This window comes from Streptomyces sp. NPDC030021 (assembly GCF_055574035.1).
Window position 1 is genome coordinate 344,660 of the sequence record NZ_JBVIAH010000001.1, and the last position, 13,890, is coordinate 358,549.

Genomic DNA, 13,890 nt, shown 5'->3' on the forward strand with positions numbered 1-13,890 from the left:
GGGCGGACGGATCTGCGCCGGATCGGGTTGCGTGGCCACAGCGTGGCGCAGGTCACTCAATTCAGCGCGTAACGAATCGACTCGGGCATGCGATGAACCGACAGGTGTCCTCGCGCGGCCCGGAATACAGACCCCCCTCGGGTCTGTTTCCCGAGTTCGCGCGATGATGTCCCGCCCACCCTTAATCTGTTCGCAACGAGAGGCTCCTTGTGTCGCTCAGCCCGTCCCGTACGTTCCCTCCGGAGATCGCCGAATCCGAGGCCCTTGTCGCGCTCGTCGAGCGCGGCCGCGAGCAGGGCCACATCAACGGTGACGACGTGCGCCAGGCCTTCGAGGCCGGCCGCATCCCGGTGGACCAGTGGAAGCGGGTCCTGCGCAGCCTGAACCAGGTCCTGGACGAGGAGGGTGTCGCCCTCCACGTCAGCGCGGCCCCCGCCACCAAGGCTGCCGCCAAGAAGCCCCGCAAGGCTGCCGCCGCCCCGGCCCGCACCGTGGCCAAGAAGGCCACCGCGGCGCCGCGCCCCATCGGCGCCCGTAAGACCGCGGCGACGGCCGTCACCACCACCGCCACGGCGATATCCGCTTCGTCGGCCGCAGCCACCGGGGACGAGGCGTCGGCCGAGGCCGCCGCCGAGCCGAAGAAGCGCACGGTCAAGAAGACCGCCGTGAAGAAGACCGCCGTGAAGAAGACCGCGGCGAAGAAGACCAGCGCCAAGGACGCCGACGAGGGCGAGACCCCCGTCGCCGAGGGCGAGGACTGGGCTGCCGAGGACCTCGCCGACGAGGCCGAGGACGAGGCGCCCAAGGCCGGCGGCACCCAGGGCTTCGTCCTGTCCGACGACGACGAGGACGACGCCCCGGCGCAGACGGTCATGGTGGCCGGTGCCACCGCCGACCCCGTCAAGGACTACCTCAAGCTCATCGGCAAGGTGCCGCTCCTCAACGCCGAGCAGGAGGTGGAGCTCGCCAAGCGCATCGAGGCGGGTCTGTTCTCCGAGTACAAGCTCGAAGAGGAGGAGGACCACAAGCCCGCCTTCAAGCGCGAGCTGGAGATCCTGGTCGAGGACGGCCGCCGCGCGAAGAACCACCTGCTGGAGGCCAACCTCCGCCTCGTGGTCTCCCTCGCCAAGCGCTACACCGGTCGCGGCATGCTCTTCCTGGACCTGATCCAGGAGGGCAACGTCGGCCTGATCCGCGCGGTCGAGAAGTTCGACTACACCAAGGGCTTCAAGTTCTCCACGTATGCGACCTGGTGGATCCGGCAGGCGATCACGCGTGCCATGGCCGACCAGTCGCGCACCATCCGCATCCCCGTGCACATGGTCGAGATCATCAACAAGCTCGCCCGCGTGCAGCGCCAGATGCTCCAGGACCTGGGCCGTGAGCCCACCCCGGAGGAGCTGGGCAAGGAACTCGACATGACCCCCGAGAAGGTCATCGAGGTCCAGAAGTACGGCCGCGAGCCGATCTCCCTGCACACCCCCCTGGGTGAGGAGGGCGACAGCGAGTTCGGTGACCTCATCGAGGACTCCGAGGCGGTCGTCCCGGCGGACGCGGTCTCCTTCACCTTCCTCCAGGAGCAGCTCCAGTCCATCCTGGGCACGCTCTCGGAGCGCGAGGCGGGCGTGGTCTCCATGCGCTACGGCCTCAACGACGGCCAGCCGAAGACGCTGGACGAGATCGGCCGCGTGTACGGGGTCACCCGTGAGCGCATCCGCCAGATCGAGTCCAAGACCATGTCGAAGCTGCGCCACCCGTCGCGTTCACAGGTGCTGCGCGACTACCTCGACTGAGCCGATCTCCTCCAGCATGCCCCTGACCTGCGGACCCGCGGGTCGGGGGCGTTCTGCATCCTGCCCGAGGGCAGGTCAGGCCAGGCGGAAGACGGGTCCCCGTGGGGTGAACGACAGGGAGGCCCCCTGGGGGATCAGGTAGGCGTGTTCGCGCCGGATGCGCAGCGTGTCGCACCAGCCGTCCGTGATCACCAGGACCGGGGCGCCGGGCGGGAAGTCCTCCGCCCGCTGCAGCAGGTCGATGCCCGGCTGCAGCTCGGTCCCACCGCGCCCGCGGACCCGTACCCGGCCCGCGATCTCGGTCGGGGGCAGATAGCCCGCGTCGTACGGCGCGGCGTCGCAGAAGACGACGCGTGCCGCCGGTACGTCGCGGGCTTCCGCGTACGAGGCGATCGCGCCCAGCGCCTTGCCGAGCAGGGCGGCGTTCATCGACCCCGAGGTGTCGAGGACCACGCCGAAGGTGCAGCGGGCGACTTCCTCGGGCGGGAAGGAGCGGCCCGCGCGCGGGATGTCCGGGGTGGACGCCTGGCGGCGCGCCGGGCGCGCGAAGCTCCGTACGGGCTCGGGGCGCGGTACGTACTCGTCGAACCAGCGGGCGAGCCGGGCGTCCCACGGCACGGGCGGGTGGGCCAGGGCCCGGATCTCCTGGATCAGCCCGGCGGGCAGCAGCCCGCGCTCCCCGTACGTGTGCAGGTCGAAGCCCTGGACCAGGCCGCGCCGGTAGAACTCGTCCAGGTCGGCGTACGGTGCGCTGCCCGGGTGGGGCAGCGGGTCGCCCAGGATGTCCCCGCGGCCCTTGCCGCGCAGGGTGGCGAGGCGGCGCATCCGGCGCAGGTCGGTGGTGATCCGGTCGTAGACCTCCTCGACGGAGAGGTCCTTCACCTCCGGGTCGTACAGCAGCCCGGCGGGCATCTCGCCGACGCCCATCTCCACGAGCCAGCCGTTGACCACGTAGTCGGCGGCCACGTTGTGCAGGTACGGGTCCCGGGCGCCGCGGCGCTCGCCGTGGCGCAGGGCGGCGTGCAGCATCTCGTGGGCCAGGATGAATCGCCATTCCCCCTCCTCGAAGCTGCGCAGCGGGTTGACGTAGATCTCCCCGGCGGTGGCGCTGACCGCGGCGATGTCGATGTCCTGGGCGCGGGCCAGCTCGGCGTCGGCGACGATCTTCAGGCCGCTGGCCAGGCCGCCGAGGAGCGGGTACGAGGAGACGAACCAGTTCAGGGCGCGGTCCCACGGGCGCTGCGCCACGCGTTCTCCCGTGACCCGGTCGCGGCGCCCGCCGGCGACCTCCATGGCGGCGGAGACGCTGCGGGTCAGGGCGTGGGCGAAGGCGGTCTCCCAGTCGGGGACCGGGGTGGAGTTCCATGCGTGCCAGGTGACCAGGAGCTGGTCGGGGTGGTCGCCGGCGGTGCCGCAGAGTGCGTGGGCGGCGGGGATGCCGTCCCGGCGCCAGCGGGCCGCGAGCAGTTCCTCGTCACCGCCGGGGTACGCGGCCGGGAGGTCGTCCGGGGGCCGGACGGACGGCTGGGTCAGCAGGAAGCGGTTGACGACGGCGCAGCGGGCGGCGAGGTCGAAGCGGTCGGGCTGCACGCGGTCCCGGTCGGCCGCGGCCGGGACGTGGCCGAAGCCGAGGTGGAGCAGGGCGTGGGCGAGGGCCCAGGCCCAGGTGCCGGGCTCGGCGCGCAGGCCGGAGCGGACGTGGAGGACGCCGTTGGAGTCCACGGCGACCAGGCCCGCGGCGGGGGTCCCGGGGCACTTGGGCTGCTCGCACACGCTCCCGCCGACGGCGGCGAGGGCCGGGTTCCGCTTGACCAGGGCGAGCCCCTCGGCGAAGGCCTGGGCGGCGGGGTCGGGCTGGGTCTTCTTCTTGGGCCGGGGGCGCGAGGCGCTCACCGGCGGGCCTCGACCAGGCGCGGCATGTCCCGGGCGGCCTCCACGAGGAACCAGGAGGGCAGCACGGGCAGGCCGTCGGCGTCGTCGGCGATGACGGTCTGCGCCACCTCCACGGAGATCTCGGCGAGCTGGACCAGCAGCGCCTTGGCCCGGTAGGCGGTCTGGCGCAGGGCGGGCGAGACGTGCTCGCGCTGCGCGGGCAGCTCCTTGACCAGGCGGCCCCGGAAGGCCTCGGCAAGGTAGTAGAGCAGGTCGCGGTCGGCGGGGCGGGTGGGCCAGGAGGCGTCGCCCTTCATGATCGCCTCGATGCCGAAGCTGTGCCGCACGATCTTGGCGTAGCCGCAGAAGGAGACGGCGTGCGCGGGGGTGAGGGTGCCGTGCGCGATCACCTTGAGGATCTGCTCGTCGAGTTCCGTGCCGAAGGAGTGCAGGGCGTCGGAGAGCATGTGCCAGGAGCGCGGGGTGGAGAAGAGCTCCTCGGTCTTGGGCGGCTGCGACCAGAGGTGGTCCGGGCGGTCGGTGAGGTAGTCGGTGACCCAGGGGTGGATGCCGTGCTCGCCGGCCCAGACCAGCCAGTCCTGTGCGGACGCCTGGAGGTGGACGTGGGTGAGGCGGTTGACCAGCGCGGAGGCGATCGGCCGGGCCAGCGCGTTGTCGGTGGCCCGGTTGCCCGCGCCGATGACGATGGAGCCGGCCGGGAGCTCGTAGGAGCCGATCCGGCGGTCGAGGATCAGCGAGTAGAAGGCCTTCTGGACGTCCGGGCTCGCGGCGTTGAGCTCGTCGAGGAAGAGGCAGTACGGCTCGTCGCGGGCGATGGCCTCCGGCGGGCAGAAGACGGACCGGCCGTCGCGGATCTGCGGGACGCCGATCAGGTCCTCGGGGGCGAGCTGGGTGCCGAGCAGGCTGACGCACTCCAGCCCCAGCGCGTCGGCGAACTTCCTTACGAGCGAGGACTTTCCGATGCCGGGAGCCCCCCAGAGGAACACGGGCCGGACGGTGGCGAGGCCGAGCAGCAGTTCGGGGATCTGGGCGGGGGTGACGGTGACGGCAGCCTGCACGGGCGTGGATGTCCTCGGGGGTGTGGCGGGTGTGTGGTACGGCCAGTGTCACCGCACCGCACACCGCGGGGCATCCGGTTTTCCCCCGGCCGCGATCCGTCAGGTTTCGAGGAGGTGCTTGAGCTTCTCCTCGCCCCGGGGCATCTCCTTGCGGACCATGGGCCTGACCACGAGGGGTACGAGGGCCCGGCCCACGCCGTGGCCCTCGAAGTCGACGTCCAGGGTGAGGCGGGAGCGGGTGCCGCCGTCGAGGGGTTCGACAGTGCCGCGCACATCGGGTCGTACCGGCCCGTCGACCCCGTGCACGTGCCAGCTCCTCGGCGGATCGAGCTCCACGAACTCCATGGTCGTGGGGACCCGCCGGCGGCCGATCTGCCGGGTGACGAGGACCCTCGAACCGACGTGCACGGGGAGATCGCCGATCGGGACGGCGGATACGGCGCTGTCCTGCCACTCCGGCAGGTGCGTGGGGTCCGTCAGGTACGCGTAGACGTCCTCGGGCCTGCGGTCGATGTCGATGCTCTTCCTCATCGCGGACATGGTGCTTCCTTGGCGCCCCCTGACCGGCCCCTTCCTCCACGCTACTCCGCGGGGGACGCGGCGGCGCGGTGCTTCCGCGCGGACATGGCGGCGTAGACGAGCACGCCCGCGAAGAGGAAGAGCACGCCCTGGTAGACGGCGGCGTAGCCGGAGCCCGCGACCAGCCACATCGAGAAGCCGAAGGCGAGGGCGGCGAGGACGCCGTCGCGGGCCAGGCGGCCGGGGTGGACCCGCTCACGCTGCCCGGAGAGCAGGAAGTAGATCTGCGCGGCGGTGGCCAGCAGGTACGGGACCGTGGCCGTGAAGGTGGTGATCAGGACCAGGCTCTCGAAGACGCCCTGGGTTCCGGCCGTGTAGTTGTAGACGGTGAGGGCGGAGGCCAGGGAGACGGTGACGATCACGCCGACGACGGGGACGCCGCGCTTCTTGGTCTCGAAGGCCTTCGGGAAGAGCCCGTCCTTGGCGGCGGCGTACGGGGTCTGCGCGCTGAGCAGGGTCCAGCCGTTGAGGGCGCCGAGCATCGAGATCACGGCGGCGCAGGCGACCACGGTGCCGCCCCAGGTGCCGCCGGCCCCTCCGTCTGCGGAAAACATGGCGTTGACGGCGTCGGTGAAGGGGGCGGTGGAGGCGATCAGCCGGTCGTGGGCGACCAGGCCGAAGACGGCGACCGTGCCGAGCAGGTACACGGTGGCGGCGCCGACCGTGCCGAGGACGGTGGCCCGGCCGACGTTGCGGGCCGGGTCGCGGACCTCGCCGGCGCTGACGGTGGCGGACTCGACGCCGAGGTAGCTGAAGAGCAGGATCGCCGCGGAGGCGGAGACGGCGCCGGCCGCGCTCTGGTCGGTGGCCCGGAAGGGGCCGAGGTTGGCGGGGTCGAAGAAGAACAGCCCGCCGACGGCGACCAGGAGCAGCGGGGCGAACTTCAGTACGGTGGCGACGACTTGCACCGCGCCGACGTAGCGGGTGCCCGCCAGGTTGGAGAGGGCCGGGAGCCACTGGACGGCGAGGGCGGCCAGGCACATGGACCACTTGTGCTCGCCCGCGGCGGGGAACAGCACCGTGAGGTAGCCGACGGCGGCCACGGCCAGGGCCGCGTTCGAGACCCAGGCGGTGATCCAGTAGCTCCATGCGGCGAGGAAGCCGGCGAAGTCGCCGAAGGCGGCGCGGGCGTAGACGTAGGGGCCGCCGGTCTGCGGGTGGCGTTCGGCGAGCCGGCCGAAGACCAGGGCGAGGGCGATCGCGCCGGCGGTGAGGACGGCGAAGGCGACGAGGCTGATGGTGCCGAAGGGGGCCACCGAGGCGGGGAGGAGGAAGATCCCGCCGCCGATGATGTTGCCCATGACCAGGCAGGTCGCGACGGGCAGGCCGAAGCGGCGCGCGTGGGGGGCGCGGCCCTGCTCGGGGGGTGCGGCGGCCTCGGCGGGCAGGGTTGCGGTGCTGGTCATCGGTGGTGCGCCTCTGGATGTCTCACATGCTGGGCAGGTCAACACATGGTTGACCACCGCGAAAGCGCCACAAAATCAGCGGATTTCGTCCCGCGCGGGCACCCCTGCGGAAGGAAGGCTTCCGCTATTTCCCTCCCCGGGCGGGGTTTCCTCCAGCGGCCGCCCCGCGGGCTCGCTCGCGGGCGCCCGCCCGGCGGGGTCCCCCGCCGACCGCTCCACCGGCGGAGCCAGGGGCGCGGTCAGGGGCGCGGTCAGGGGCGCGGTCAGGGGCGCGGTCAGGGGCGCGGTCAGGGGCGCGGTCAGGGGCGCGGCCACCGGTACCTGCGGCCCGTCCGCCTCCCGCAGCCATCGCCGCAGCACGGCGTGCACCGCCTCCGCGCCGGCCAGTTCCTCGCCGGGCCCGGGGTCCGACAGTTCCGCGGGCCACATCAGGAACGGATGCCCCTGCTCCCCGCCCAGCCCGCCGTGCGAGCCGATCTGTTCCTCGAAGGCGTGCACCCCGCCGGTCCGCGGGTCGTACGCCGAGTTCACCATGACGTCCGCCACGTGCGGGAAGGCGTCGGTCCGGCGGACGGCCTGCGCCGCGCCCGGGCCGAAGGGAGCCAGCAGTTCCTCCGCCTCGCCCGGGACGTCCAGCCGGGCCATCCTTCCGTCCCGGCCCAGCACCACCCCGTCCACCAGCAGGAATCCCACGCCCGGATGGTTCGCCAGCGTGGTCAGCAGGGCGGGGTGCGCACGCTCGACACGCGCCCGCGAAGCCCGGCCGGGGATGTCCGGGAAGGAGATCAGGCCGAGGTTGCCCGAGGCCAGCACCACCGGATCGGAGCCCGGGCCCGGGTGCGCCTCCTCGCCCTCCTCCACCGGCCGGTGGAGCGCCGCGAGCACGGCCGCCCGGGCCTCGGCCCCGCTGCGGGTACGGCCGGCCCGGCGCGGGACCGGCAGGCCGCAGCCCGCCCGGACCAGGTCCTTGAGGGTCAGCCCGTACCGGCCGAGGAAGGTCTCCCCCGGGCTCTGGCCGTGGTCGGAGAGCAGCACGATCCGGTACCGGCGCGGCGCGTGCTCGGCGACCCGGGCGATCAGCGCGAGGCTCCGGTCCAGGCGCTGCAGCACCCGGTCGGTGTCCCGGCCGCGCGGGCCCGAGTGGTGCGCGACCTCGTCGTAGGCGACCAGGTCGGCGTAGACCGCGGTGCGCCCGGCGAGCATGTCGCCGATCACGGCCGCGACGACCACGTCTCTTTCGACCACGGTCGCGAAGGCCCGGATCAGCGGGTACAGCCCGCCGCGCGACACCCGTGGCCGGTCCCCGCGGATCCGCGCCCGCAGTGACTGGACGACCTCCCGGACCACCTCGGCCGCGAAGGACCCGGCCGTACGGACGGCGTTGGCCGGGTCGGAGAAGTACGCGAAGTAGCCCGCGCGGGACCGGTTGGCCCGCCCCCGCCGGGCCGAGACCGACAGCACCAGCGCCAGCTGGTCGGCGCCGCCGCTGAACAGGTTGCCCCGGCTCGCCCCGTCCAGCGTGAGCAGTCCGCCGTCCCCGGTGCGCCCGATGGCCCGCCGCTGGAGCTCGGCGGCGCTGGTCGGCCGGTTGCAGACCATCACCTCGCCGGTGTCCTTCTCGTACCAGCGGAAGGCGGGCACGTCGAAGTTGGAGCCGTGCAGGATCCCGAGCTGGCTGGCACCGGTCTGGCTCGACCAGTCCGTACGCCAGGACCGGGCGCGGTGGCTGTCTTCCAGCAGGCCGGCGACGGTGGGCATCAGCCCGCTGCCGCACGCGCGGCGCAACTCCTCGTACCCCACCCCGTCCAGCTGGAGCATGAGCAGGCCCGGCGGTGCTTCGGCGGCCCGGGACGGGCCCGCCCTGCCCTGCCTGCGGCGGCGCCGGTCGGCGAGCCGGTAGAGGCGGCGCCGGTAGGCCTCGTCGTCGCGCACGGCGAGGGCGGTGGAGGTCGCCGACGCCACCGCGGACATCACGGCGGCGACGACCACCGCGGTCTCGGGGGCCACCTCGCTGCGGCCGTCCGGGATCAGGCTGAGCGCTATCAGCAGGAGCGAGCCGTTGAGGAAGAAGACGAGCAGCCCGAGCACCAGGGCGGGCACCAGCAGCAGGGCCCGGACGAGCACCGGCCAGACCAGCGCGCTCAGCAGACCGAAGGCCCCGGCGGCCCAGGCGGCGGTCAGCCCGATCTGCGTGATGCTGTCACCGTCGTCGGACTGGAGCCGGAAGTCCGGCAGGATCCCGGCGAGGGCGAGCATCGTGAGGGTGGACACGGCCCAGACGAGGAGCACCCGTACCAGGGCGCTGCCCGCGGTCCGCCACCGTCCTCGCCCCACGCCGCCACCTCCCGCGCGCCCGTCCCGCCTTCCAGGCTCGCACAGCCCGGCGCACCCGGTCGGGCGAAGCGGACGGCGCACAGGGGCGCATGGCGGGCGGGCGGGGCGGGGCGGGCCGGATCGGGCGGGCCGCGCGTCCCGGCCCGGTCAGGTGCCGTCGTAGCCGGCGGTCGGCATGGACAGCCTGCGGTGCACCTCGGCCTTCATCGCGGAGGTGTACCGGGGCTCCTCGCCCCCGGCGGTCTCCAGCCGTACGCCGCGCCGCTCGCACTCGGCGGTGAACTCCTCGACGGAGCGCAGCGCGCGGGCCAGCACCCGGTGGTTGGCGGCGACGAAGAGGTCGACCTGCCCGGTGTCGACGTCGGACCAGAGCCCGCAGTGGTCGGCGCGCAGCCCGTACACCAGCAACTGCTTCGTCACGACGTAGCCCCGGTCGGCGGCCCAGCGCGCGCACATGGCGTGCTGGCCGCGGGTGTCCACGGCGAAGGGGTCGGCGTCGAGGTCTTCGAGCGGGGCCAGGCTGGTGATCGCGGCCACGCGCAACTCTTCCATGCCGCCGGACCCTACTCCGATACTCCGCCGTAGAGGAGGGGGCGGCCGAGATCCGGTTCCGAGCGGCCGCGCGGGGCAGACTTTAGGGGGTGTCATGTCGATCAGGCCGGATCAGGGAGCGGTGGTCGGTGCCGTGGATCGCAAGGCGGACGAGGGAGGCGACGCGGAGCGTCGCCGACCGAGGACAACGCGGCGAGGCGCGGTGCCGACCACCGCGAGCCCGGCCTGATCGGCAAGACACCCCCTAGGCTCGTGAGCGAGGCGCGAGGGAGGGAGGGCCGGGTGCCGGTGGAGATCACCTGGTGGGGTCATGCCACGTGCACCGTCGAGGACTCCGGGGTCCGGCTGCTCACGGACCCGCTGTTCGCGCGGCGGCTCGCGCACCTGCGGCGGCGGCGCGGAGCGGTGCCCCCGCCCGAGGCGGCGGTGGCGGACGTGGTGCTGGTCTCCCATCTGCACGCCGACCACCTGCACCTGCCGTCGCTGGCCCGGCTCGCGCCCGGCACCCGGCTGCTGGTGCCGCGCGGGGCGCGCCGGGCCGTGCCGGGGCTGGCGCGGGTGGCCGGGCTGCGCGGGCTGGCCGTGACGGAGGTGGTGCCGGGCGAGGAGGTCCCCGTACGGGACGGCGTACGGGTCCGGGCGGTCGGCGCGCGGCACGACGGACGGCGGCTGCCGTTCGGGCCGCACCGGTGCCCGGCGCTCGGCTACGTGGTGCGGGGCGCGGCGCGGACCTACTTCGCCGGGGACACCGGGCTGTTCGACACGATGGCCGAGGAGGTCGGGCCGGTGGACGTGGCCCTGCTGCCGGTGGGCGGCTGGGGGCCGTACCTGGGCCCGGGGCACCTGGACGCGGGGCGGGCGGTGCAGGCGCTGGCCCGGCTGGCGCCCGCGGCGGCGGTCCCGGTGCACTACGGGACGTACTGGCCCGTCGGGATGGACGCGGTGCGGCCGCATGAATTCCACGCGCCGGGCGAGGAGTTCGAGCGGCTCGCGCGGCAGGTGGCGCCCAAGGTGACCGTACGGGTGCCGCAGCACGGCGAGCGGGTGCGACTGCCGTGACGTGGCGCGAGCTCGCGGCGGCGGCCGGCCAGGTACCGCCGGAGAGCACCCAGCAGGCGGTGGGGTACCCGGCGCTGTTCCTGCTGGTGGCCCTGGGTGCGCTGGTACCCGTCATCCCGACGGGTGCGCTGGTGAGTTCGGCGGCGGTGGTGGCCTTCCACCACCAGTCGCCGCCCTACGGGGTGCTGCTGGTGTTCGCGGTGTCGGCGCTGGCGGCGTTCACCGGGGACATGACGCTGTACTGGCTCGGGCAGCGCGGGGTGCGCTCACGTGGCGGTTCGCGCTGGCTGGAGACGCTGCGCGGCCGGGCCGCACCGGAGCGGCTGGAGCAGGCGCGGACGCGGCTCGACGAGCACGGGGTACTGGTCCTGGTCCTGTCGCGGCTGGTCCCGGCGGGCCGGATCCCGGTGATGCTGGCCTGCCTCCTGGCGCAGATGCCGTTGCGCCGCTTCGCCCGCGGCGACGCCCCGGCCTGCCTGGCCTGGGCGGCGACGTACGGTCTGATCGGCATCCTGGGCGGCACCCTCTTCGCGGAGCCCTGGAAGGGCGTGGCCCTGGCGGTCGGCGTGGCCCTCGCGATCAGCACGGGCCCCTCGCTCTGGCGCCGCCTGCGGCCCCGCCCCTGAGCCGGCCCTCACCGCCTGCCTGGCTTTACGGGGCCTTGCGCGGCCTTGCGCGGCCTTGCGCGGCCTTGCGGGGCCTTGCGGGGCCTTGCGGGGCTTACCGGTCCCGGTCGTGTCCCGGGCGGGCGCCGGGCGGTGGGAACGCGAGGCCCGTCGGCGTGTTGAGGCCGGTGGAGGCGAGCGTGACCTGTCCGCCGCCGCCCGTCTCGCGGACCCGCACCACGTCCCGCACGTCCGGCGGATCGGCCTTGCCCCGCTCGACGGTGCCGACGACGGCCCGGCAGGTGCCCTGCGGAGTACGCAGCAGCACCAGCGCGCCGGGCACCATGGGCTTCTTCGCCACGCGTTCGACGGAGGCCGCGCGGGGGCGGAATCGGGACGGGTTCCGCCGGGGGCTGGACCTCAAGTGCGGTTGATTTCCTAGGGTCTTGTCCATCGCACCACACCGCATCACGCCGCACACCGACGGGGAGCCGACTCACCATGGAGTACTCGCACGACGACGCCGAACTGATCCGCCAGCCCATCGGCTACTGGAGCTGGGCCGCCTACGACGCGATCGTGAGCCGCACCCGCGGCGCGCTCGCCGGGCTCGGTACCACCCAGCCGCAGTGGTGGATCCTCGCCCGGGTCGCCCTGGCGGGCGACGAGGTCATGACCCGGGACGGGTTGACCGAGACCCTGCGGGGCTACCTCGCGGTGGGCGAGGAGGCACTGTCCGAGGAGATGGACACGGCCATCGTCCAGGGCTGGATCACCCAGGACACCGGAGGGCGCCTGGAGATAACCCCCGAGGGGCGGGAGTTCTTCGACAAGGCCGCGGCCCTGCAGAAGGACCTGTGGGACGAGCGGCACGCGGGCATCTCCGACGAGGAGTACCTGATCACCCTCAAGGTGCTCCAGCGGTTCATCCACAACGTGGGCGGTCAGGCCTGGCACCACTGAGCCCGGGCGGCGCCGCTCACCCGCCGGTCCGGGAGCCCTCCGGGACCAGCGTGCGGGAGGCGCCGATCGGCAGGTCCCAGAGGTCCTCGCGGGGCGGGCCGGCCCGGTGCCAGGCGGCCAGGGTGCGGTGCAGGGGCTCCATGACCGGCTCCGCGGAGAGGACGAAGGTGGCCCAGTGCACGGGGGCCATCCGGCGGGCGCCGAGGTCGAGGCAGGCCAGGCCCGCCGGTACGAACAGGGGTGTGTGCCGGGGCAGCCGCTTGAGGGTGGGGGCGTCGAGGTGGTCGTAGTGGTGGTGGCTGATCACCACCGCGTCCACCGGCGGCAGCTCCTCCCAGCACACCCCGACCGGGGTCATCCGGGCCGGGGGCGGTCAGGCCAGCCCGGTCAGGACTGATCCGAGGAGTTCAAGGGAGTCGCGTACGTGCGGGAGCGCGAGCGGATCGCGGGCGGTGAGGGCGGCCAGCCGCTCCTGCGGGGTGGCGCCCAGCAGCGGCCCGGTGGACAACCGCACGCGCAGCGCGCCCAGTTCGTCGGCGAACCGCTGCCCGCCGGGCGTGGGCGCGCCGAGCCGGCCGCCGAGCCAGTCCTCCAGCTCCATCGCGTCGCCGACCCCGTGCCGGGCGAGTCCGGCGCGCAGCGGGGTGAGGTCGGCGTACAGGTGCCGACCGGCCTGCGGGGGCCGGGCCAGTGCCCCCGCCTCCAGCAGCCGCCGGTGCGCGGCGGCGGCCACCACCCCGTGCAGGGCGGCGGCGGCGTGCGCGCGCCCGGCGACGGCGTCGGGTTCGTCGAGGGCGTGCGCGGCGGCCCCCGCGACGGGTCCGGCGACCATCGCCCCGGTGGCGGTGAGGACGTCGAGGGTACGGGCGCGCAGCCAGGTCCCGCGCGGGGTGTCGGGGAAGCGGACGACGGCGGCGGGCCAGCCGGCCGGCAGCATCGCCCCGGACAGGTCGATGAGGACGGCCGCCTGCTCGGGGAGCATCTCGGCGGGGCTCAGGACCAGGGTGTCGTGGGGCCGGTGGACGGTGTCGCGCCAGCTCTCGTCACTGACGACGAACAGTCCGGCGGATTCGGCGGCCTCGCAGGCCTCGCGCAGCATCTCGGGCGGCGGCACGGTCGCCGTGGGGTCGTCGGCGACCGACAGCAGCAGCACGCGCGGGTCACCGCCCTCGGCGCGCACCCGCCGGACGGTCTCCAGCAGGGCGTAGGGGTCGGGAATTCCGCCGCACTCGGCCGGGGTCGGCACGTGGTAGGCGCGCCGTCCCAGCAGCCGGACCTGCGGGGTCCACCAGGCGGGACAGGGCCGGGGCAGCATCACGTCTCCCCCGTACGCCCCGAGCAGGGACAGGAGCAGCGCGGGGGCTCCGGGGCCCGCGGCCACGTTCTCGGGGGAGGTGGCCAGCCCCCGCCGTCCCCAGTGCCGGCAGGCGGCCGCCCGTACGGCCTCGCCGCCGCCCGGGGGCTCGGGGGCGGCGCGTCCGGCGGCCGCGGCGAGGACGGAGAGCAGCTCGGGGAGCACGGGCAGGCCGGGCTGGGGGGCGGGCGGGCCGTACCGGACCGGGCCGCGGCCCTCCGCCGCCGTGCGCTGCATCCCCGCCACCGCTTCCCGCCTTCCGCGCTCGCCCTGCCACGCCCGCCGGGCCCCGCG

General features: G+C 74.2%; 12 protein-coding genes and 1 pseudogene. 4 read left to right on the plus strand and 9 right to left on the minus strand.

Annotation, left to right across the window (positions count from 1 at the left end):
• Positions 1-209 precede the first annotated feature (209 nt).
• Positions 210-1,793: an RNA polymerase sigma factor gene (locus tag ACZ4YL_RS01505; protein ID WP_468113198.1), complete on the plus strand. Its 1,584-nt coding sequence runs from the start codon at positions 210-212 to the stop codon at positions 1,791-1,793.
• Positions 1,794-1,868: 75 nt separating this feature from the next.
• On the opposite strand, the gene ACZ4YL_RS01510 is transcribed toward ACZ4YL_RS01505, so the two are convergent.
• The 6 genes from ACZ4YL_RS01510 to ACZ4YL_RS01535 all read right to left on the minus strand — a co-directional run bounded on the left by ACZ4YL_RS01510 (position 1,869) and on the right by ACZ4YL_RS01535 (position 9,615).
• Positions 1,869-3,686, minus strand: coding sequence for a vWA domain-containing protein (locus tag ACZ4YL_RS01510; protein ID WP_468113199.1), 1,818 nt, complete (start codon positions 3,684-3,686; stop codon positions 1,869-1,871).
• The gene (locus ACZ4YL_RS01515) at positions 3,683-4,744 is read right to left on the minus strand and encodes an ATP-binding protein (RefSeq protein ID WP_468113200.1); all 1,062 of its coding nucleotides are present in this window, start codon (positions 4,742-4,744) and stop codon (positions 3,683-3,685) included. The genes ACZ4YL_RS01510 and ACZ4YL_RS01515 overlap by 4 nt, the downstream gene beginning before the upstream one ends.
• A gap of 99 nt (positions 4,745-4,843) precedes the next feature.
• Positions 4,844-5,284, minus strand: a complete 441-nt coding sequence (locus ACZ4YL_RS01520; RefSeq protein ID WP_266377403.1) for an SRPBCC family protein — start codon at positions 5,282-5,284, stop codon at positions 4,844-4,846.
• Between the two features lie 41 nt (positions 5,285-5,325).
• Positions 5,326-6,729, minus strand: a complete 1,404-nt coding sequence (locus ACZ4YL_RS01525; RefSeq protein WP_468113201.1) for an amino acid permease — start codon at positions 6,727-6,729, stop codon at positions 5,326-5,328.
• 75 nt (positions 6,730-6,804) lie between these two features.
• Positions 6,805-9,063 (minus strand): phage holin family protein, encoded by a 2,259-nt coding sequence (locus ACZ4YL_RS01530; protein ID WP_468113202.1) that lies wholly within the window; start codon positions 9,061-9,063, stop codon positions 6,805-6,807.
• Between the two features lie 147 nt (positions 9,064-9,210).
• On the minus strand, positions 9,211-9,615 hold the full coding sequence (locus ACZ4YL_RS01535) for a recombinase family protein (protein ID WP_314246320.1): 405 nt from the start codon (positions 9,613-9,615) through the stop codon (positions 9,211-9,213).
• 282 nt (positions 9,616-9,897) lie between these two features.
• On the opposite strand from ACZ4YL_RS01535, the gene ACZ4YL_RS01540 reads away from it, so the two are divergent.
• Both ACZ4YL_RS01540 and ACZ4YL_RS01545 read left to right on the plus strand, forming a co-directional pair.
• Positions 9,898-10,674 (plus strand): MBL fold metallo-hydrolase, encoded by a 777-nt coding sequence (locus ACZ4YL_RS01540; protein ID WP_468113468.1) that lies wholly within the window; start codon positions 9,898-9,900, stop codon positions 10,672-10,674.
• Positions 10,671-11,300, plus strand: a complete 630-nt coding sequence (locus tag ACZ4YL_RS01545) for a DedA family protein (RefSeq protein ID WP_468113203.1) — start codon at positions 10,671-10,673, stop codon at positions 11,298-11,300. The genes ACZ4YL_RS01540 and ACZ4YL_RS01545 overlap by 4 nt, the downstream gene beginning before the upstream one ends.
• A gap of 94 nt (positions 11,301-11,394) precedes the next feature.
• Here the strand turns inward: ACZ4YL_RS01545 and ACZ4YL_RS01550 are convergent, their stop codons facing one another.
• Complete coding sequence (locus tag ACZ4YL_RS01550) at positions 11,395-11,640, minus strand: hypothetical protein (protein WP_468113204.1); 246 nt, start codon at positions 11,638-11,640, stop codon at positions 11,395-11,397.
• Positions 11,641-11,780: 140 nt separating this feature from the next.
• On the opposite strand from ACZ4YL_RS01550, the gene ACZ4YL_RS01555 reads away from it, so the two are divergent.
• Positions 11,781-12,242, plus strand: a complete 462-nt coding sequence (locus ACZ4YL_RS01555; protein WP_468113205.1) for a MarR family transcriptional regulator — start codon at positions 11,781-11,783, stop codon at positions 12,240-12,242.
• Positions 12,243-12,258: 16 nt separating this feature from the next.
• Here the strand turns inward: ACZ4YL_RS01555 and ACZ4YL_RS01560 are convergent.
• Together ACZ4YL_RS01560 and ACZ4YL_RS01565 are read right to left on the minus strand one after the other, a co-directional pair.
• Positions 12,259-12,609, minus strand: a pseudogene (locus ACZ4YL_RS01560) (MBL fold metallo-hydrolase); the annotation flags it as partial.
• Between the two features lie 6 nt (positions 12,610-12,615).
• Positions 12,616-13,833, minus strand: coding sequence for an aminotransferase class I/II-fold pyridoxal phosphate-dependent enzyme (locus ACZ4YL_RS01565; protein ID WP_468113469.1), 1,218 nt, complete (start codon positions 13,831-13,833; stop codon positions 12,616-12,618).
• Positions 13,834-13,890: the final 57 nt, after the last annotated feature.

What these genes read in the sequence shown, in the direction of transcription:
- ACZ4YL_RS01520 (WP_266377403.1), bottom strand. Translation starts at nt 5,284, where the DNA reads ATGTCCGCGATGAGGAAGAGCATCGACATCGACCGCAGGCCCGAGGAC.
- ACZ4YL_RS01525 (WP_468113201.1), bottom strand. Translation starts at nt 6,729, where the DNA reads ATGACCAGCACCGCAACCCTGCCCGCCGAGGCCGCCGCACCCCCCGAG.
- ACZ4YL_RS01535 (WP_314246320.1), bottom strand. Translation starts at nt 9,615, where the DNA reads ATGGAAGAGTTGCGCGTGGCCGCGATCACCAGCCTGGCCCCGCTCGAA.
- ACZ4YL_RS01555 (WP_468113205.1), top strand. Translation starts at nt 11,781, where the DNA reads ATGGAGTACTCGCACGACGACGCCGAACTGATCCGCCAGCCCATCGGC.
- ACZ4YL_RS01565 (WP_468113469.1), bottom strand. Translation starts at nt 13,833, where the DNA reads ATGCAGCGCACGGCGGCGGAGGGCCGCGGCCCGGTCCGGTACGGCCCG.